The organism is Streptomyces sp. NBC_01481 (genome assembly GCF_026339995.1).
In the GTDB taxonomy this organism is placed as follows: Bacteria; Actinomycetota; Actinomycetes; order Streptomycetales; family Streptomycetaceae; genus Streptomyces.
Genome location: NZ_JAPEPT010000006.1, coordinates 306217 through 324378 on the forward strand (window position 1 = coordinate 306217; position 18162 = coordinate 324378).

Sequence of the window (18162 nt, forward strand, 5' to 3'; positions counted from 1 at the left end):
CCTGGCGCGGGGTCGCGGCTTCGCGCAGCGCGGCACGGAGCGCCTGGCTCGCGGCGCGAGGCGGCGCGGGCAGACTGGCACGCGGCGCAGGCCGGGGTAGGGCCTCCCGCCGTACAACCGAAATCAGAAAGGCAGCGCACAGCCATGGCAGTCATCGTCGTCACCGGGACCGGGACCGAGGTCGGGAAGACCGTCGTCACCGCCGCCGTCGCCGCGGCGTTTCGGGCGCACGGTCGGTCCGTCGCCGTGGTGAAGCCCGCGCAGACCGGGATTGCCGTCGGGGAAGACGGTGATGTCGCGGAGGTGGTCCGGCTCGGCGGAGACGTCGTCGGGGTCGAGCTTGCGCGGTTTCCCGAGCCGCTCGCTCCCGCCACCGCCGCGCGGCGGGCCCAGATGGCGGCCGTGCGGCCCGCGGACGTGGTCGAGGCCGTGGAGAAGCTCGCCGCCGAACATGACCTCGTGCTCGTCGAGGGGGCAGGCGGCCTTCTCGTACGTCTCGACGAGGACGGGGCGACTCTCGCCGATGTCGCCCGGCTGCTGGCCGCTCCGGTGCTCGTCGTCGTGGCGGCCGGGCTCGGCACCCTCAACACGACCGCGCTGACTGCGGAGGCCCTGCGCGCACGGGAGTTGGAGCAGCTGGGTGTGGTCGTCGGGAGCTGGCCCGACGAGCCGGATCTGGCCGCGCGGTGCAATCTCGCGGACCTGCCCGAGGCCGCCGGAGCGCCGCTGCTCGGGGCCGTGCCTCAGGGAGCGGGTGCGCTGGCGCCCGCCGACTTCCGTGCCCGCGCCGGGAGTTGGCTCGCGCCCCGGCTCGGCGGCGTGTGGGACGCGGAGGCGTTCACCGCGGCCGTACGCTGATCCGCATGCGAGCCCGTATCGAGGAGATCGTCTTCGACTGCCACGACCCCGCCCGCCTGGTGCGTTTCTGGGCCGCCCTGCTCGGCGGCGACCCGGTCGACCGGAGCGAGGACTGGTCGTACATCGATCCGCCCGGCTTCGCACGCGTCGCCTTCCAGCGCGTGCCGGAGGGCAAGTCGGCCAAGAACCGGCTCCATCTCGATCTCGACGCGGGCGATGTCGACGCGGCCGCCGACGAGGCGGTCGCGCTCGGCGCCGTACGGCTGGGACCGGCCGTCACCGACGAGTACGGTCGCTTCCAGGTGCTGAGGGATCCCGAGGGCAACGAGTTCTGCTTCGTCTGACCGGGGGGACAATGGCGGTGAGCGCACCCGCCGTCCCGAGGAGGCCCGCCATGCCCCGGAGCAGCACCAAAGTGCCACAGGACGCAGTTCACCATCCTCTTTTCGCCCGTTTCTACGCCAGGTTCAGCGTGGCGGCCGACAAGAACGCGGGGATCGTGGCCTTCCGCGAGGAGCTGCTGTCCGGTCTCTCCGGCCGGGTCATCGAGATCGGCGCGGGCAACGGTCTCAACTTTGCGCACTATCCGGCGGCCGTCTCCGAGGTCGTGGCACTGGAACCCGAGCGCACGCTGCGGCACTTGGCGACACAGGCGGCTCGGCGCTCCGAGGTCCCGGTGGACGTGGTGCCGGGCGCGGCCGAGGCACTGCCGGTCAAGAGTGAGGCTTTCGACGCGGCCGTGGCATCGCTGGTGCTGTGTTCCGTACGGGATCTGCCGCGCGCACTCGGCGAGATCAAGCGGGTCCTGCGGCCGGGCGGAGAGCTCCGGTTCTTCGAGCACGGCCTGGCCGAGACGAAGGGCATGGCCCGAACGCAGCGCGCGCTGGACCGCACCGTCTGGCCGCTGCTGTTCGGCGGGTGTCACACCGCGCGGGACACGATCGCCGCGATCGAGGCGGCGGGCTTCGAACTCGGCGTGTACCGCAGGCTGCAGGTCCCCGAGCGGGGCCTGCGGCTGCCGACGTCGTCGTGTGTGCTGGGCGTGGCGCGGCGGCCGTTCGTCAGCGATCCGCAGGGGTGATCAGTGGGTCCACTGCCGCAGTTCGCCGGCGATGGTCTGCACGTCGGCCTTGCCCTCCTTGACCAGCCGTGCCAGATCCCGTACCTGCACGGGTGAGGTGACGACCTTCAGTCCGCAGGCGACGAGATAGCCGTAGGCGACGGCGGAGGCGAACATCGCGTTGGAGTGCTCCAGCGCCGGGACATGGAGGAGCAGCTGAAGCAGGGAGGCGGCGCGGGCGTGCGGGTCGCTGTAGACGGGGATGCCGAATATCTCCGCCTCGTGGCGGCTGACGGCGGCGACGAGCGCGCCCCAGTCGGTGACCTGTGGATCGCCGGGGGTCTTGTGCTCGGCGACCATGAGCAGCCAGGCGAGGTCGATCGAGAGGTTCATACGGTGCGCGGCCGCTCCGGTGTCGTCGTCCGGTTCACCGCCGGCCCTTGCCCTGCTCCTTGCCGTGGCCGGTGCCGTGCTCCGTGCCGAACTCCTCGGCGAACACTGACTCGTACTGCTTCATGAAGTCCGACGCCGCCTCGACGAAGGTGCGTCCCACCTCACCCGCGTCCTGCTTGACGAGTTCCTCGATATAGCGGTTCACGCTCATCCCGCGCTGCATCGCCCGCTGGCGGGCGGCCTCCGCAGTCGTCTCGTCCACTCTCACGTTCAGCTGAGTCTTCGCCACCCCATCAAGCTAGCGCGCCGACGCTAGCATCGACAAGGGGGCGGTCGCGTGTCCCTTACATCAACCCCGAGGACCGGACCTAGGATGGATGCCGACTCGCCCGTGCCCGCTCTACCCTCGCCTCCTGTACGGAGCCGGAGCGGCCACGACCCGGGAGGCGGCCTTGTCCACACCTGCCACTGCACCCACCTACGAGCAAGCCGCGGATGTGCCGCTCGCGGCCCGGGCGCGGGCTCTGACCAAGGCATACGGCACCGGCGAGACGACCGTACGCGCCCTGGACGCCGTCGATGTCGACATCGCGCGGGGGCGGTTCACCGCGGTCATGGGGCCCTCCGGCTCGGGCAAGTCCACGCTGATGCACTGCCTCGCCGGTCTCGACACGGTCTCCGCCGGACAGGTCTGGCTCGGCGACACGGAGATCACCGGACTCAAGGAACGCGAGCTGACCCGGCTGCGTCGGGACCGGATCGGCTTCATGTTCCAGGCGTTCAACCTGCTGCCCACCCTGACCGCCGCCGAGAACATCACGCTGCCGATGGACATCGCCGGGCGCAAGCCCGACCGCGAGTGGGTGGAGCAGGTCATCGACACGCTCGGACTGCGCGACCGCCTGAAGCACCGGCCGTCGGAACTGTCCGGCGGACAGCAGCAGCGCGTGGCCTGTGCCCGTGCGCTGGCCTCCCGGCCGGAGCTGATCTTCGCGGACGAGCCGACCGGAAATCTCGACTCGCGTGCCGGGGCGGAGGTGCTCGCCTTTCTGCGCGAGGCCGTCGACCGGCTGGAGCAGACGGTGGTGATGGTGACGCACGACCCGGGCGCCGCAGCCCACTCGGACGTGGTGCTGTTCCTCGCGGACGGAAGGATCGTCGACGTCATGCCGGACCCGACAGCAGAGGCGGTACTGGAACGCATGAAGCGTTTCGACGCCCTGCGCAAGAGCTGAGGACACTGTGCTCAAGGCAACGCTGCGGAGCTTCTTCGCACACAAGGGCCGACTGCTGCTCTCGGCGCTCGCCGTACTGCTGTCCGTGGCCTTCGTCAGCGGCAGTCTGATCTTCTCGGACACCGTCTCGCGTACCTTCGACCGGCTCTTCGCCTCCACGGCGGCGGATGTCACGATCTCGCCGAAGGAGGGCATCAGCGAGAGCGTGCCGACCGGAGTCGTACGGACGGTGCCCGCCTCGCTCGCGGACCGCGTCGCTTCGGTCAACGGCGTCAAGGCCGCCCATGTCGACGTGGCGGTGCAGAACGTCACGGTCGTCAACGACAAGAACGAGGCGGTCGGGCCGACGACCGGCGCACCCACCATCGCCCGCGACTGGCGTCTGTCCGACCGCAGTCCGGTTAAACTGACCAGCGGCCACGAGCCGAAGGGGCCGGGCGAGGCGCTGCTCGACAAGGACACCGCCGACAAGAAGAACCTGGGCATCGGGGACTCGCTCACGGTTCTCGCGCAGCCCGGCTCCTTCAAGGTCCGGATCGTCGGGATCGCGACCTTCACCACCACCAACCCCGGTGCCGCGCTGGTCTTCCTGGACACCCCGACCGCCCAGACCAAGCTGCTCGGCCGGACCGGTGTGGCCACCTCGGTGTCGGTCGACGCGGCCGAAGGCGTGAGCGACACGGCGCTCAAACAGCGGATCGCTGCCCAGCTGCGCAACACGTACGAACTGAAGACCGCGGACGAGCAGGCCGAGTCGGCCGCCGCCCAACTGGGCCCGTTCCTCGATGTCATCAAGTACGTGATGCTCGGCTTCGCGGGCGTCGCCGTACTCGTCGGCGTCTTCCTGATCGTCAACACCTTCTCGATGCTGATCGCCCAGCGCACCCGCGAGCTGGGGCTGTTGCGGGCGCTCGGCGCCGACCGGCGCCAGGTGCGCAATTCCGTGCTCACCGAGGCGCTGCTGCTGGGTCTGGTCGGCTCGACGCTGGGACTGGCCGCCGGTATCGGGCTCGCGGCCGGGCTGATCGAGCTGATGGGCCTGCTCGGGATGAATCTGAGCGCCGCCGAGATGGTGGTGGGGGTGGCGACTCCGGTATCGGCGTATGTGGTCGGGCTCGGCGTCACCTTCGTGGCCGCGTACCTGCCCGCCAGGCGGGCAGCCCGGGTGTCCCCCATGGCAGCGCTCTCGGATGCGGAAGTGGCCGGAGTGGGAAGGCCGTTGAAGATCCGGGCGATCGCCGGGGCCGTCGTGGGCGCGGCCGGTGCGGCCGCACTCGCCGGATGCGCGGTGAGCGAGAAGACCTCGTCGGCGGCCTCGCTGCTGGGACTCGGCGTGGTGCTGACGCTGATCGCGACAGTGGTGGCGGGACCGCTGCTGGTGCGCCCGGTGATCCGCGTGCTCGGCGGCTCCTTCCCCAAGCTGTTCGGCTCGGTCGGCCGGATGAGCCAGCGCAACGCGCTGCGCAATCCGCGGCGTACGGGCGCCACCGCGGCCGCCCTGATGGTGGGCCTGGCACTGGTCGGTGGTCTTTCGATCGCCAGCGCCTCGATGACCAAGTCCTTCGACAACCAGATCGACAAGACGCTGGGCGCCGACTTCGTCGTCCAGAACGCCAACTTCATGCCGTTCCCGCAGGAGATCACCGAGAAGGTGAAGGACGTCGACAGCGCGGGCACCGTCGTGCGGCAGCGCTTCGCGCCCCTCGCGCTGAACATGCCCGACGGCAAGCGGGTGGAGTCGACGGCTTCGGGCTATGACCCGCAGCTGGACCAGGCCGCGCACATCACCTACGCGAGCGGGAACACGGCGGCCGCGCTGGCGCCGGGCAGCATCGCGATGGACCGCGGTTTCGCCGAGGACCACAAGGTGCGCATCGGCTCTGTCCTGCCGGCCGAGTTCGCGGGCGGACAGAAGACCCGGCTGACGGTCGGGGCACTGACGAACATGGACCAGAGCGGCGGGCCCGGAATGCAGGGCGGCCTGTTCATGGGGCTGAGCACCGTCGAGAAGTATCTGCCGGGCGGGCAGGAGGCCGTGCTGTACGTCAACGCCGCGAGCGGCAGCGACGTCAAGGACCTGCGCAAGGCGCTGGAGACGACCCTCGACCCGTATCCGCAGGTGCAGGTACGCGACCAGGCCGACTACAAGGAGCTGATCCGCCAGCAGATCGCCGTGATGCTCTATCTCGTGTACGCGCTGCTGGGGCTCGCGATCGTCATCGCGGTGCTCGGAGTGGTCAACACCCTTGCCCTGTCGGTCGTCGAGCGGACCCGGGAAATCGGACTGCTGCGTGCCATCGGCCTCTCGCGGATCCAGCTGCGGCGCATGATCCGGCTGGAGTCGGTCGTGATCGCGGTCTTCGGGGCACTGCTGGGGCTGGCGCTGGGCATGGTCTGGGGTGTGGCGGTGCAGCAGGTGCTGGCGCTGGAGGGGCTCAAGGCCTTCGCGGTGCCGTGGGGCACGGTCATCGCGGTGGTCGTGGGCTCGGTGATCGTGGGGCTGGCGGCAGCGGTGCTCCCGGCCCTGCGCGCCTCGCGGATGAACGTGCTGGCCGCCATCGCGCACGAATAGCCGTCCGCGGGAGGCTATTTCATGGCCGAGCCGCAGCTGTTCGAGTAGGGCCCGTCTCGCAACGTGGGAAGTCGGTGGCGGGCCCACGCCCGACCGTGTTTGGCTCCGGGCCATGATCGACGTGCACATACGCCCCGCCACGGCGGACGAGGCGGAGGACATCCTCGCCTTCTGGAAGGAAGCGGCCGAGGGTACGAGCATCACGGACGACGTGGACGGGGTGACCCGCCTGATCGAGCGCGACCCGGAAGCGCTGATCCTGGCCGAGTCCGGCGGGCTGCTGGTGGGCTCGGTGATCGCGGGCTACGACGGGTGGCGGTGCTCGCTCTACCGTCTCGCCGTGCGTCCTTCGCACCGCAGGCAGGGGATCTCGACGGCGCTGCTCGACGCGGCCGAGCGACGCTTCCTGGCCGTGGGCGGCCGGCGCGGCGACGCCATGGTGCTGGAGGCCAACGAGCGGGCCCAGCGTGCGTGGGCCTCGGCCGGGTACCACCGCGAGGACCACTGGCGCCGCTGGGTGAAGCCCTTTCCTCCTGCGTAGGGGCTCCATTCGCCGCGGCACCCAGCCCTTTGCCGGTCCTTTACCATAGGTGGACCCCTTCACTCCCCCGTACGAAAGGTGTGAGCGTCCGCCCATGGGCGAGCCTCCCAGTAGCCGACATCGAGCACTCCTCCTGCCCCTGCCCGATCATGGGACGGAGGTGACCCGATGACCGAAGTGCTCCTGCTCGTCGTGGCGGTGCTGCTCTCGCTCGCTTGTGGCGGCTTCGTCGCGGCGGAGTTCTCCCTCACCACCGTCGAGCGCGGGGACCTCGAAGCGGCCGTCGAGCGCGGTGAGCGCGGGGCGGCGAGTGCCCTCAAGGCCGTACGCAGCCTCACCTTCCAGCTCTCCGGCGCCCAGCTCGGCATCACCGTCACCAATCTGGTGGTCGGCATGCTGTCCGAACCGTCGATCGCGAAGCTGATCCGCGGCCCGATGGAGGCGCTCGGGCTCTCCCCCTCGGCGGCCTCCTCGGCCGCCCTGGTCATCGGTACCGGGCTGTCGACGATCGTGCTGATGGTCGTCGGCGAGCTGGTCCCCAAGAACTGGGCGATCTCCTCGCCGCTGGCCGTGGCGAAGGTGGTGGCGCCCCCTCAGCGGGTCTTCACCGCCGCCTTCAAGCCGTTCATCAGCCATCTCAACAACACGGCCAATCGCATCCTGCGCCGGCTCGGCCTGGAGCCGACCGAGGAGCTGGCCTCCGCCCGCAGCCCCCAGGAACTCGTCGCCCTCGCCCGCCACTCCGCCAAGGAGGGCGCGCTGGAGGCGGACACCGCAGAGCTGTTCGTCCGCACCCTCAAGCTGGCCGAGCTCACCGCGGAGAACGTGATGACCCCGCGGGTCCAGGTCACCGCCCTCGACGTGCTGGCCACCGCCGAGGACGTCGCCAACGCCACGCGCGCGACCGGCCTGTCCCGCTTCCCCGTCTACCAGGGCAGCCTGGACTCCGTCGTCGGCATCGCCCACATCAAGGACGTCCTCGCCGTCCCGGCCGCCCGCCGTCCCCGCCACCGCGTCTCCGAGCTGCTGCGCGAGCCCCTGCTCGTACCCGAGACGCTGACCGTGGACCGGCTGCTCGACCGGCTGTCCGGCAAGAACACCATGGCCGTCGTCATCGACGAGTACGGCGGTACGGCCGGCGTGGTGACGCTGGAGGACATCGTGGAGGAGGTCGTCGGCGAGGTGCGCGACGAGCACGATCCGCACGAGACCCCGGACCTGGCCCCGGCGGGCGAGGACGCCGACGGGCGCTCGCTCTGGTCGGCGGACGGTGCGGCGCGGACCGACCAGCTGGAGCGGGTCGGACTGCGGGTGCCCGACGGCCCTTACGAGACACTCGCGGGCCTCATCGCCACCACCCTGGGGCGCATCCCCGCCGAAGGCGACCGGATCGAGCTGGCGGACTGGCGGCTCGATGTCGTAGACGCGTCCGGACGGCGGGCGGCCCGGGTGCTGATGCACGCGCCGCTCCCCTCGGACGACGACGCCGAGGAGGCCGGACGATGATCGCGATCCAGCTCCTCGTCGGCCTGCTGACCCTGGTGGTCAACGCCTTCTTCGTCGGCGCGGAGTTCGCCATGATCTCCGTACGCCGCAGTCAGATCGAGCCGGCGGCGGAAACCGGGAACCGCAGTGCGCGCAGCGTCCTGTGGGGCCTGGAACACGTCTCGGCACTGCTTGCCGCCGCTCAGCTCGGCATCACCCTGTGCACTCTGGTGCTCGGCATCGTCGCCGAGCCCGCCATCGCGCATCTGCTCGAGCCGGTGTTCGACGCGCTGGGTGTCGCGCACGGCCTGATCCACCCGATCTCGTTCGTGATCGCGCTGTCGCTCGCGACGTATCTGCACATGCTGCTCGGCGAGATGGTGCCCAAGAACATCGCGCTGGCCGACCCCGCGCGCAGTGCGCTGCTGCTCGGCCCGCCGCTGGTCACGCTGGCGCGGGCGCTGCGGCCGGTGATCTTCACGGTCAACGCCCTCGCCAACGGGCTGCTGAAACTGCTGCGGGTGGAGACCAGGGACGAGGTGGCCGCGACCTACTCGGACGACGAGCTGGCCCGGCTGGTGCGGGACGCGGGTGACGCCGGTCTGCTCGACGACCGCTCGGCCGAGCGCCTGCGCGACGCACTGGAGCTGGGGCGCCGACCGGTGCGCGATGTCGTGATGCCGGTCGAGCGGGTGGTGTACGCGCAGGCCGGGACGACGCCCGAGCAGCTGGAGCTGCTGTCGGCCGAGTCCGGGTTCTCCCGCTTCCCGGTGGTGGACTCGGGCAGCCAGATCCTCGGCTATCTCCATGTGAAGGACGCGCTGGACGCGGCTCCGCGCGATGTGCCGTTCCCCGTCACCGCCCTGCGCCCGATTGCGCGGGTACGGGCCGCGACGCCGCTCGACGACGTACTGACCGCGATGCGGCGCAGCCGTACTCATCTGGCGGCGGTGCTGGACGAGGACGGCACACCGGAGGGCCTGGTGACGATGGAGGACGTCCTGCGGGAGCTGGTGGGCAGGCCCGGCTAGCTCGTCCCGGTGGCCGGTGCGGTGGTTGGCGCCGTGGCGGCCCGTTCCGTGGTCTCGGTGAGACCCGGGCCGGGCCGTCCGGCTTTGGCCGCGCCGATCGCGGTGAGTACGGCGAGGAGGGTGGCCATGCCCGCGGTGGCGAGTGCGGCCTGCCAGTCGACGTCGAAGAGGTTCGTCGCGCCGGCCGTCAGGACGGCGATCAGGGACTGGGCGAAGGTGCGCACGGCGCGCTCCGCGGTGGCTTTCCAGAAGTCTGCGGTGAACATGCTCTGGACATACTGCGGAACGCGCCGTAGCGACAGACCCGGCGGCAGAACTGGAGCGCCCACCTACCTGGAGCGCCCGTCGGGCTAGAGCGCCGTCGCCGCCAGCCAGGCGTCCAGAGCGGCACGGTCGCCGCTGATGCCGAAGCGGGCGTCGTCCGCTCGGTGGCGTCCGTACACGAGCAGCAGCAGATCGCCCGCCGTGGCCTCGACTCCGGCGGCGGCGTCCTCGGCGCTCTTCGTCCAGGAGTAGCCGCCGCCCCCGAAGCTGATCGTCCAGGCGGCACCGGTGTCCCTGGCCGTCAGCCGGACCGAGCCCCTCGCGAGGGCGGCGACCGGCTCGGCGATCCAGGAGTAGTACGGGAGGTTCTCCAGGAACTCCTCGATGCCGTCGGCGGCCGTGCCCGCTGCGATACGCGGTTCCACGCCCAGCGCGAGTTCGGCGTCGGCGAGATGAACGACGGCCTCGAAGAGCAGCCGTCGCGGGAAGAAACGCACTCGCTGATCGGCTCCGTGGGACCACATCGGCGTATCCGGGTCGACGCCGCGCAGCGTCCTCAGCGTGGTTTCGGCGCTGCGGGCGAGCCACTGCGGATACGCCCTGGAGTCGTCGGGGAGTTCGAGGGGGACGTCCCGCGACCAGACGCGCTCGGCGGCCCGGGTCCGCACGAGATGTTCCATCCAGCGGTGCGTGGCGCCGTGGTGCTTGACGAGATCGGCGAAGGTCCAGCCGGGGCAGCTGGGAACGGGCGTGGCCGGGTCCACGTCCCGTACGGTCTCGACGAACCGGCGCTCCAGATGCTCGACCGAGTCGCAGTACAGCTCGTGCTCGTCGTCGTCGAGACCGAAGCTCTCGGGGATCCGCAGCAGATCGTCGCGCCAGGCTCCGTCGGGCTCGCGGGCGGCCGCCCGGCGGATCAGTGCGGAGAGGGCCCGGCGGTCCCTGGGCGAGAGGCGCCCGAGCAGATAGCCGGTGTTCTCCAGCCATTTGACGGCGGTGTCGGGGTCCAGGAGATCGTCGTCACAGGTGTCGATCGTGGTCACCAGATCGGCCAGCGTTTCGGCCAGCGCGTTCAGCAGCGCGTCACTCACGGAGCTCCCCTCCCGGTACGGAACCGACGGACCTTACCGCGCGGTAGGATCGCTCCGCCATGGAGATGAATGCTAATTACACTAGTTTTGTCGCGGTGGGCGATTCCTTTACCGAAGGCATGTCCGACCTTCTGCCGGACGGCTCCTACCGCGGCTGGGCGGATCTGCTCGCAGGCCGAATGGCCGCGCGCACTCCGGGATTCCGCTACGCCAATCTCGCCGTCCGCGGAAAGCTCATCGGCCAGATCGTCGACGAGCAGGTGCACGTGGCGGCGGCCATGCAGGCCGATGTGATCACGCTGGTGGGCGGGCTCAATGACACCCTGCGGCCCAAGTGCGACATGGGCAGGGTGCGCGGGCTCCTGGAGGAGGCCGTGGAAAAACTGGCGCCGTCCTGCCGTCAGCTGGTCCTGATGCGCAGCCCCGGCCGCAACGGTCCGGTGATGGAACGCTTCCGCCCCCGCATGGAGGAGCTGTTCGGTTACGTCGACGAACTGGCCGCCCGGCACGGTGCCCTGGTGGTGGACCTGTACGGCTCCGAAGTGCTCGGCGACCAGCGGATGTGGGACGTCGACCGGCTGCATCTGACGGCCGAGGGGCACCGGCGCGTCGCCGAGGCGGTCTGGCAGACCCTCGGGCACGCCGCGGAGGAGGACTGGCGAGCATTGCTGCCGCCCGCGGTGCTGCCGGGCTGGGCGGTGCGGCGGGTCGGCGACCTGCGGTTCGCACGCCAGTATCTGGGCCCGTGGGTCGCGCGACGGCTGACGGGGCGCTCATCGGGCGACGGCCGTCCGGCGAAGCGGCCCGAGCTGCTGCCGTACGAGGATCCGCGTTCGTAGTAAGCCACAAACCGGACCGGGGCGCTGGCCTGCGCAAACCGCCAGTAGAATCCGTACACGTGACAGCCAAGCCCCGCATCCCCAATGTCCTGGCCGGCCGCTACGCCTCCGCGGAGCTGGCCGTCCTGTGGTCCCCCGAGCAGAAGGTGAAGCTGGAGCGTCAGCTCTGGCTCGCGGTGCTGCGCGCCCAGAAGGACCTCGGCATCGAGGTGCCCGAGGCCGCCATCGCCGACTACGAGCGGGTGCTCGACCAGGTCGACCTGGCATCGATCGCCGCACGCGAGAAGATCACCCGCCACGATGTGAAAGCGCGCATCGAGGAGTTCAACGCGCTGGCGGGCCACGAGCAGGTCCACAAGGGCATGACGTCCCGCGATCTGACCGAGAACGTCGAGCAGCTGCAGATCCGGCTCTCGCTGGAGCTGATGCGCGACCGCACGGTCGCGGTTCTCGCCCGGCTCGGCAAGCTCTCCGGTGAGTACGCCGAGCTGGTGATGGCCGGACGCTCGCACAATGTCGCGGCGCAGGCCACGACCCTGGGCAAGCGTTTCGCCACCGCGGCCGACGAGCTGCTCGTGGCGTACGGACGCCTCGAAGATCTGCTGGGCCGCTACCCACTGCGCGGCATCAAGGGCCCGGTCGGCACGGCGCAGGACATGCTCGACCTCCTCGGCGGCGACGCCGCGAAGCTCGCCGAGCTCGAGCAGCGCATCGCCGGGCATCTGGGCTTCGCGCACGCCTTCACCTCGGTCGGTCAGGTCTACCCCCGTTCGCTCGACTACGACGTGGTCTCCGCGCTGGTGCAGCTGGCCGCCGCGCCGTCCTCCGTCGCCAAGACGATCCGGCTGATGGCCGGTCACGAGCTGGTCACCGAGGGCTTCAAGCCCGGCCAGGTCGGCTCCTCCGCGATGCCGCACAAGATGAACACCCGCTCCTGCGAGCGCGTCAACGGCCTGATGGTCATCCTGCGCGGCTATGCCTCGATGACCGGCGAGCTGGCGGGCGACCAGTGGAACGAGGGCGATGTCTCCTGCTCCGTGGTGCGCCGGGTCGCGCTGCCGGACGCGTTCTTCGCCTTCGACGGTCTCCTGGAGACCTTCCTGACCGTGCTCGACGAGTTCGGCGCCTTCCCCGCCGTCGTCGCCCGCGAGCTGGACCGCTACCTCCCCTTCCTCGCCACCACCAAGGTGCTGATGGGTGCCGTACGGGCCGGGGTCGGCCGTGAGCTCGCGCACGAGGCCATCAAGGAGAACGCGGTCGCGTCGGCGCTGGCGATGCGGGAGCAGGGCGCCGAGCGCAATGAGCTGCTCGACAAGCTGGCCGCGGACGAGCGGATTCCGCTGGACCGGGCGCAGTTGGACGCGCTGATGGCCGACAAGCTGTCGTTCACGGGCGCAGCCGCCGACCAGGTGGCTGCCGTGGTCTCCCGGATCGAGGAGATCGTCAAGCAGCACCCGGAGGCCGCCGGTTACACCCCGGGGTCGATCCTCTGACCCCCGAGGAGCTGGAGGCCGCCCGCGATCGCATCGTTCCGGATGTGGTCGCGGGCGGGCTTTCCGTACTGTTCTGCGGTATCAACCCGGGCCTGATGACCGCGGCGACGGGCCATCACTTCGCCCGGCCCGGCAACCGCTTCTGGCCGGTGCTGCATCTGTCGGGCTTCACACCACGGCAGTTCAGGCCCGCCGAGCAGGAAGAACTGCTCGGGCATCGGCTGGGCATCACCAATGTGGTGGCCAGGGCGACGGCTCGCGCCGACGAACTGCGCGACGAGGAGTTCCGCGAGGGCGGACGGCTCCTGACGGCCAAGGTCGAGCGGCTGCGTCCACGATGGCTGGCGGTCGTCGGTGTCACCGCGTACCGAACGGCCTTCGGCGAGAAGAAGGCCAGGATCGGGCCTCAGGAGCGCACGATCGGCGGGACGAGGATCTGGGCGCTGCCCAATCCGAGCGGGCTCAACGCACACTGGACCGCGCAGACGATGGCTGAGGAATTCGGGCGGCTACGCAAAGCCGCGGAAGCGGACCGTTCGTAGCAGGAGAGTTCGCCGGACGCCGGTTCGCTCGGGGACGGCTTCTTTCTAGAGCGGGTCTATCTCGGTGACCACGGCCAGCAGCTGGAACCTGGACAGTCCCACCGCTATCCACCGGTCCTCGTTCCGCCACAGATGCAGCCATTCCATCTGCTCGCTGAGCCGGCGCCACGGGTCGGGCACCTCTTCGTCCCTCTCGACGCGCAGCCGCGTACTGGCGAGGCTGAACAGGTCCGGCTCGCCCCAGCGTCGTTCGAGTACGTTCAGCAGGGCGCCGTGCTCCTCGGCACGCTGGTCGGCCGCTGCGTCCCCGCCCTCGTCATCGTCCGCTCCGTCGCCGAACTGCCCGTTCAGCTCCGCTATGTGAAATCCGGGGCCTTCCGAGCCGACGTCCGACGGGCCGGGCTCCGCGGGGAACTCCCGGGAGCGCAGCAAGTCGATCGTGTCGAGGTGCTGTGCCGTGGTCATGCCCCCAGTAAACCGGCCCGCACTGACATTTGGCTGTCCGTCAGGCATCCCGGCGGCAAGGGCCCACCGCCACGCGCCCCAAGATTGCTCGCCGCCGTCGCGGCCAGCGAGTACGATCCGGGCACACACGCGCTCGGGCTGGGAGGACACACGGTGGGGCGGCTGACCGGCGGAGACCCGTCGCTGCTGCGGCGGATCAACTCCGCGGTGGTACTCCATGCACTGCGGGGCGCTGACTCCCCCACGCTCACAGATCTGACCCGGATCACCGGTCTGTCCCGGCCGACCGTCGAGGGCGTGATCGAGGGGCTCATCGAGGGCGGCCTCGTCGTCGAGAGCATCCCCGAGGAGGGCGGCACCCGCCGTCAGGGGCGCCCCGCCCGGCGGTTCAGGTTCCGTGCCGAGGCCGGTCATCTGCTGGGTGTCGAGATCGGGGCCCACCGGATCGCCGCCCTGCTGTCCGGCCTGGACGGGCGGATCATCGGCGCCGGATCCAGAGAGGTCTCGGAGACGGCCTCGGCGGACGAGCGACTTGAGCGGGTGCGGCAGGTCGTCGCCGACATCCTGCGCAGGACCGGCGTCGCCCGCAGCAGCCTGCGGGCCGTCGGGGTCGGCTCCCCCGGCATCGTGGAGGCCGACGGAACCGTACGGCTCGGGACCGCGCTGCCCGGCTGGACCGGTCTGGCGCTCGGCGAGCGGCTGCGCAGATCGTTCCGCTGCCCCGTGCTGGTCGAGAACGATGCCAACGCCGCAGCGGTGGCCGAGCATTGGAAGGGCGCGGCGACCGAGTCCGACGACATCGTCTTCGTACTGGCCGGGCTCAGCCCGGGTGCGGGCTCGCTGATCGGCGGACGGCTGCACCGCGGTTTCGGGGGTGCGGCGGGCGAGATCGGGGCGCTGCATCTGCTCGGCCGTGAAGTGACTCCCGAGAAGCTGCTGTCGACGACCGACGAGCCGCTGCATCCGCTGGACGAGCAGGCGGTCGCCGATGTCTTCACCCACGCCAAGCAGGGTGATCCGAGAGCGCAGGAGGCCGTCGAGCGGTTCATCCAGCGACTGGTTCACGATGTGGCGGCGCTGGTGCTGGCGCTCGATCCGGAGCTGGTGGTCATCGGCGGCTGGGCCGCGGGCCTCGACGGCGTACTCGATCCGCTGCGCGACGAGTTGTCCCGGTATTGTCTGCGCCCGCCGCGGGTGGCGCTGTCGCTGCTCGGCGAGGCGGCCGTGGCCACCGGTGCACTGCGTCTGGCGCTCGACCATGTCGAGGAGCAGCTCTTCGCCGTCGAGGGAACAGTGACGGCCCGCCGCTGAGCGCGAGCTCGGTGCGACGGGCCGTACGGGCCTTAGGTGCCCTGCGTAGCGCGAAGGGCGAGACTCAGGAGGCGCGGCGCTCCTGGTCGTGGTGGCTGATCTCCAGATCGCCGGAGTCCCCGAAGGTCAGCCGGCAGGTGTCGGCGCGGTAGGTGGCCACCGAGACGGCGGCGGTCCTGCCCTCGGAGAAGTAGCGCGTGGTGACGACCAGGACGGGCGCGCCCGGCAGCCGGTCGAGCTCCTTGGCATCGTCGGCGCGGGCCGAGCCCAGCTCCACCGCGCGGTCCTGCCCCTCGAACTCGAGGTGCTGTAGCTCACGCAGTACGGCGCGGGCCCTCGCGGGGCCGGACGGAGCGTCGATCGCGGACAGTTCGGGCACGGCGGAGGCCGGGATGTACAGGAGCTCGGCGGCGACCGGCTGACCGTGGGAGACGCGCAGCCTGCGGACGGAGTGCGTCTGTTCGTCGGCCTCGGTCTCCAGCAGTCGCGCGACCGCGGCCGGCGGGACGACCGTCTGGCAGTCGACGGACTGCCAGGAGTCCTGCCCGGCGCCCGGCCAGGCCTGCTCGGTGGTGGAGACGTCGACGCCCATGCGGGGCGGCGCGACGGTGGTGCCGACGCCGCGACGGCGCTGCAACCGGCCTTCCAGCTCCAGCTGTTCGAGGGCCTGACGGAGTGTGGCGCGGGCGACTCCGAAGCGAGCGGCGAGATCTCGCTCGTTGGGCAGGATCTCCCCCACCGAGAAATCGGAGTCGAGTGCTTCGCCGATCACGGTCTTGAGGTGCCAGTACTTAGGTTCCGGCACCGATTCGAGCTGCGTGGTCCCCACCCTGATCCTCCGCAATCGCCGTTCCAGCGGCGGCTATTCCGCGCCCTTGTTTATTAAAGGTTCCTGCACTAACTCTGCGACCATAGGACGGTACAACTACTTGGTCAAGACCAATCCTGCGGCCGTTACGCAGCGGAACCAGCTGGATTCGCAGGGCGTTCACAGGACGTTCGTACCGCGTGACACACCCGCAGCAACAGACCCCGTGGCCAGATCTGGACACGGGGTCTGACGTGCGAAAGGACGCTCTACTGCGGGGCCAGCGAAGTGAGCTTGTCGGGGTTGCGGATGATGTAGACGCACTGAATCCGACCGTCCAGCACCTCCACCTGGAAGACGGTGTCCGGCTTTCCCGCGGAGAGCACGAGGAGCGCGGGCGCACCATTGAGCTCGATGAAGCGGAAGTCCATCTCCGGGATCGGCTGCTGCGTCACGGCGAACAGGAAGCGTCCGACCTTGTCCGCGCTCTCCATGACCCGCAGCGGCGCCTTGGCCTTGCCGCCGCTGTCGCCCACCAGGCGCACGTCCGGCGCCAGCAGGTTCAGAAGCGACTCCAGGTCACCGCCGGTGGCGGCGGCCAGGAAACGCTCGGTGAGGTCGCGGCGTTCGGTGGGGTCGACGTCGTAGCGGGGCTTGCGCTCCTCGATATGGCGGCGGGCCCGGCCCGCGAGCTGCCGAACGGCCGCCTCGGACCGGTCGAGGGTGGTTGCGATCTCCGCGTACGGGAATCCGAAAGCCTCGCGCAGCACGAACACCGCGCGCTCCAGCGGCGACAGCGCCTCCAGCACGACCAGGACGGCGAGGCTGACGGATTCGGCGAGAACGGCCTGTTCGGCGGTGTCCGGGACGGTGTAACCGAAGTCGGTGGCGAGCGGTTCGGGCAGCCAGGGGCCGACATACGCCTCGCGCCGCGACTGTGCCTGGCGCAGCCGGTCGATGGCGAGGCGGGTGGTGATCCGTACGAGGTAGCCGCGCGGTTCGCGGACCTCGCTGCGGTCCGCGGCCGACCAGCGCAGCCAGGCCTCCTGCACCACGTCCTCGGCGTCGGCCACCCGGCCGAGCATGCGGTAGGCCACGCCGGTCAGGACGGGCCGGTGCTCTTCGAAGACGTCTGTCACGGTGTCGGTTGCCACGCCTCCATCCCAACCCACCGCGCAGTGCCTGTCCAGCCGGTCGGGGTGCGGTGCGCGACACAGCGTGCGGCCGCGTAGGCTCGCCCCCTTGAACTGGAAGCTACCGAACGGTAATTGTTACTGACAAGCCGTCTAAAACGTCTTCACGCGGGCGACACCAGGGAGCAGCAAGCAATGGCCGAGAAGATCGCGTTCTCCATCGAGTCCGCCCGCGGCAGCCGGGCGCTGTCCGTCACCTACGAGCGCGCGGGCAAGGGCGAGCCGCTGCTGCTGCTCCATGGAATCGGGCACCACTGGCAGGCCTGGGAGCCGGTCATGGGAATCCTGGCGGCGGAGCGCGATGTCATCGCCGTCGACCTGCCCGGCTTCGGCACGTCCCCCGCGCTGCCGGACGGTGTTTCGTACGACCTCGCCACCGTCGGCTCGGTCCTCGGCGCGCTGTGCGAGTCGCTGGCGATCGAACGCCCCCATGTCGCGGGGAACTCCCTGGGAGGACTGCTCGCCCTGGAGCTGGGCCGGGAAAAGCTCGTCCGGTCGGTCACGGCCCTGTCGCCCGCCGGCTTCTGGTCGCCGGGCGAGCGCCAGTACGCCTTCGGGATGCTGCTCACCATGCGACGGGCGGCCCAGGTGATGCCGCTGCCGCTGATCGAGGGGCTGTCCCGGTCGACCGCCGGTCGGGCGGCGCTGACCAGCAGCATCTACGCCCGGCCCGGGCGGCGATCACCTGAGGCGGCGGTCGCGGAGACCCTCGCCCTCCGCGAGGCCACCGGTTTCCACCAGACGCTCGCCGCCGGCCGCGACGTCCTGTTCACCGATGATGTGCCCGATGTGCCGGTCACCATCGGCTGGGGCACGCGGGACCGGCTGCTGCTGCGCCGCCAGGGCATCCGCGCCAAGCACGTCATCCCCGCTGCCCGGCTGGTGCGACTGCCCGGCTGCGGCCATGTCCCCATGAACGACGATCCCGCGCTGGTCGCCCGCGTGATCCTGGACGGCAGCCGCTGACCGTCTGTTGAACAC

Annotated in this window: 20 protein-coding genes; 13 read left to right on the forward strand and 7 right to left on the reverse strand. The window is 70.5% G+C overall.

The window, feature by feature from the left end:
- Positions 1-144 precede the first annotated feature (144 nt).
- From bioD to OOK40_RS31245, 3 genes are read left to right on the forward strand one after another with little or no spacing between them, the layout of a single operon-like run.
- Positions 145-858 carry a dethiobiotin synthase gene (gene bioD / locus OOK40_RS31235; RefSeq protein WP_266488255.1) on the forward strand — a complete coding sequence of 238 codons (714 nt, stop codon included), beginning with the start codon at positions 145-147 and terminating at the stop codon, positions 856-858.
- Between the two features lie 5 nt (positions 859-863).
- Positions 864-1202 carry a VOC family protein gene (locus OOK40_RS31240; protein ID WP_266488257.1) on the forward strand — a complete coding sequence of 113 codons (339 nt, stop codon included), beginning with the start codon at positions 864-866 and terminating at the stop codon, positions 1200-1202.
- Between the two features lie 50 nt (positions 1203-1252).
- On the forward strand, positions 1253-1939 hold the full coding sequence (locus tag OOK40_RS31245; protein ID WP_266488259.1) for a class I SAM-dependent methyltransferase: 687 nt from the start codon (positions 1253-1255) through the stop codon (positions 1937-1939).
- On the opposite strand, the gene OOK40_RS31250 is transcribed toward OOK40_RS31245, so the two are convergent.
- Both OOK40_RS31250 and OOK40_RS31255 read right to left on the reverse strand, forming a co-directional pair.
- Positions 1940-2311 (reverse strand): fic family toxin-antitoxin system, toxin component, encoded by a 372-nt coding sequence (locus tag OOK40_RS31250; RefSeq protein ID WP_266488261.1) that lies wholly within the window; start codon positions 2309-2311, stop codon positions 1940-1942.
- Between the two features lie 34 nt (positions 2312-2345).
- Positions 2346-2600 (reverse strand): antitoxin, encoded by a 255-nt coding sequence (locus tag OOK40_RS31255; RefSeq protein ID WP_266488262.1) that lies wholly within the window; start codon positions 2598-2600, stop codon positions 2346-2348.
- A gap of 163 nt (positions 2601-2763) precedes the next feature.
- Here OOK40_RS31255 and OOK40_RS31260 point away from each other — a divergent pair, with 163 nt between their 5' ends.
- From OOK40_RS31260 to OOK40_RS31280, 5 genes are all read left to right on the forward strand, one after another.
- Positions 2764-3546, forward strand: coding sequence for an ABC transporter ATP-binding protein (locus OOK40_RS31260; protein ID WP_266488264.1), 783 nt, complete (start codon positions 2764-2766; stop codon positions 3544-3546).
- Positions 3547-3553: 7 nt separating this feature from the next.
- The gene (locus OOK40_RS31265; RefSeq protein WP_266488266.1) at positions 3554-6118 is read left to right on the forward strand and encodes an ABC transporter permease; all 2565 of its coding nucleotides are present in this window, start codon (positions 3554-3556) and stop codon (positions 6116-6118) included.
- A 112-nt stretch (positions 6119-6230) separates the two neighbouring features.
- Positions 6231-6659, forward strand: coding sequence for a GNAT family N-acetyltransferase (locus tag OOK40_RS31270; RefSeq protein WP_266488268.1), 429 nt, complete (start codon positions 6231-6233; stop codon positions 6657-6659).
- 168 nt (positions 6660-6827) lie between these two features.
- The gene (locus OOK40_RS31275; RefSeq protein WP_266488270.1) at positions 6828-8165 is read left to right on the forward strand and encodes a hemolysin family protein; all 1338 of its coding nucleotides are present in this window, start codon (positions 6828-6830) and stop codon (positions 8163-8165) included.
- Positions 8162-9175 carry a hemolysin family protein gene (locus OOK40_RS31280; protein ID WP_266488272.1) on the forward strand — a complete coding sequence of 338 codons (1014 nt, stop codon included), beginning with the start codon at positions 8162-8164 and terminating at the stop codon, positions 9173-9175. The genes OOK40_RS31275 and OOK40_RS31280 overlap by 4 nt, the downstream gene beginning before the upstream one ends.
- Here OOK40_RS31280 and OOK40_RS31285 read toward each other — a convergent pair.
- A complete protein-coding gene (locus OOK40_RS31285) occupies positions 9172-9441 on the reverse strand; it encodes a holin (protein WP_266488275.1) in 270 nt (89 codons plus the stop codon). The two genes, OOK40_RS31280 and OOK40_RS31285, sit on opposite strands and share 4 nt — an antisense overlap.
- A gap of 84 nt (positions 9442-9525) precedes the next feature.
- Entirely contained in the window at positions 9526-10530 is a 1005-nt protein-coding gene (locus tag OOK40_RS31290) for a maleylpyruvate isomerase family mycothiol-dependent enzyme (protein WP_266488277.1), read from the reverse strand.
- Positions 10531-10589: 59 nt separating this feature from the next.
- Here OOK40_RS31290 and OOK40_RS31295 point away from each other — a divergent pair, with 59 nt between their 5' ends.
- The 3 genes from OOK40_RS31295 to mug are packed head-to-tail and all read left to right on the forward strand — an operon-like array spanning position 10590 to position 13404.
- Positions 10590-11369, forward strand: a complete 780-nt coding sequence (locus OOK40_RS31295) for an SGNH/GDSL hydrolase family protein (RefSeq protein WP_266488279.1) — start codon at positions 10590-10592, stop codon at positions 11367-11369.
- 59 nt (positions 11370-11428) lie between these two features.
- Positions 11429-12862, forward strand: coding sequence for an adenylosuccinate lyase (gene purB / locus OOK40_RS31300; protein WP_266488281.1), 1434 nt, complete (start codon positions 11429-11431; stop codon positions 12860-12862).
- Entirely contained in the window at positions 12859-13404 is a 546-nt protein-coding gene (gene mug, locus OOK40_RS31305; protein ID WP_266488544.1) for a G/U mismatch-specific DNA glycosylase, read from the forward strand. The genes purB and mug overlap by 4 nt, the downstream gene beginning before the upstream one ends.
- Positions 13405-13449: 45 nt before the next feature.
- Here the strand turns inward: mug and OOK40_RS31310 are convergent, their stop codons facing one another.
- Positions 13450-13869: a hypothetical protein gene (locus tag OOK40_RS31310; RefSeq protein ID WP_266488289.1), complete on the reverse strand. Its 420-nt coding sequence runs from the start codon at positions 13867-13869 to the stop codon at positions 13450-13452.
- A 153-nt stretch (positions 13870-14022) separates the two neighbouring features.
- Between OOK40_RS31310 and OOK40_RS31315 the strand changes: the two genes are divergently transcribed.
- Positions 14023-15180: an ROK family transcriptional regulator gene (locus OOK40_RS31315; protein WP_266488290.1), complete on the forward strand. Its 1158-nt coding sequence runs from the start codon at positions 14023-14025 to the stop codon at positions 15178-15180.
- A gap of 64 nt (positions 15181-15244) precedes the next feature.
- Here the strand turns inward: OOK40_RS31315 and OOK40_RS31320 are convergent, their stop codons facing one another.
- The gene (locus tag OOK40_RS31320; RefSeq protein ID WP_266488292.1) at positions 15245-16009 is read right to left on the reverse strand and encodes a GntR family transcriptional regulator; all 765 of its coding nucleotides are present in this window, start codon (positions 16007-16009) and stop codon (positions 15245-15247) included.
- 248 nt (positions 16010-16257) lie between these two features.
- Positions 16258-17142: an RNA polymerase sigma-70 factor gene (locus OOK40_RS31325; protein ID WP_266488295.1), complete on the reverse strand. Its 885-nt coding sequence runs from the start codon at positions 17140-17142 to the stop codon at positions 16258-16260.
- A gap of 174 nt (positions 17143-17316) precedes the next feature.
- On the opposite strand from OOK40_RS31325, the gene OOK40_RS31330 reads away from it, so the two are divergent.
- Positions 17317-18147, forward strand: coding sequence for an alpha/beta fold hydrolase (locus tag OOK40_RS31330; protein ID WP_266488297.1), 831 nt, complete (start codon positions 17317-17319; stop codon positions 18145-18147).
- The last annotated feature ends 15 nt before the right edge of the window (positions 18148-18162 follow it).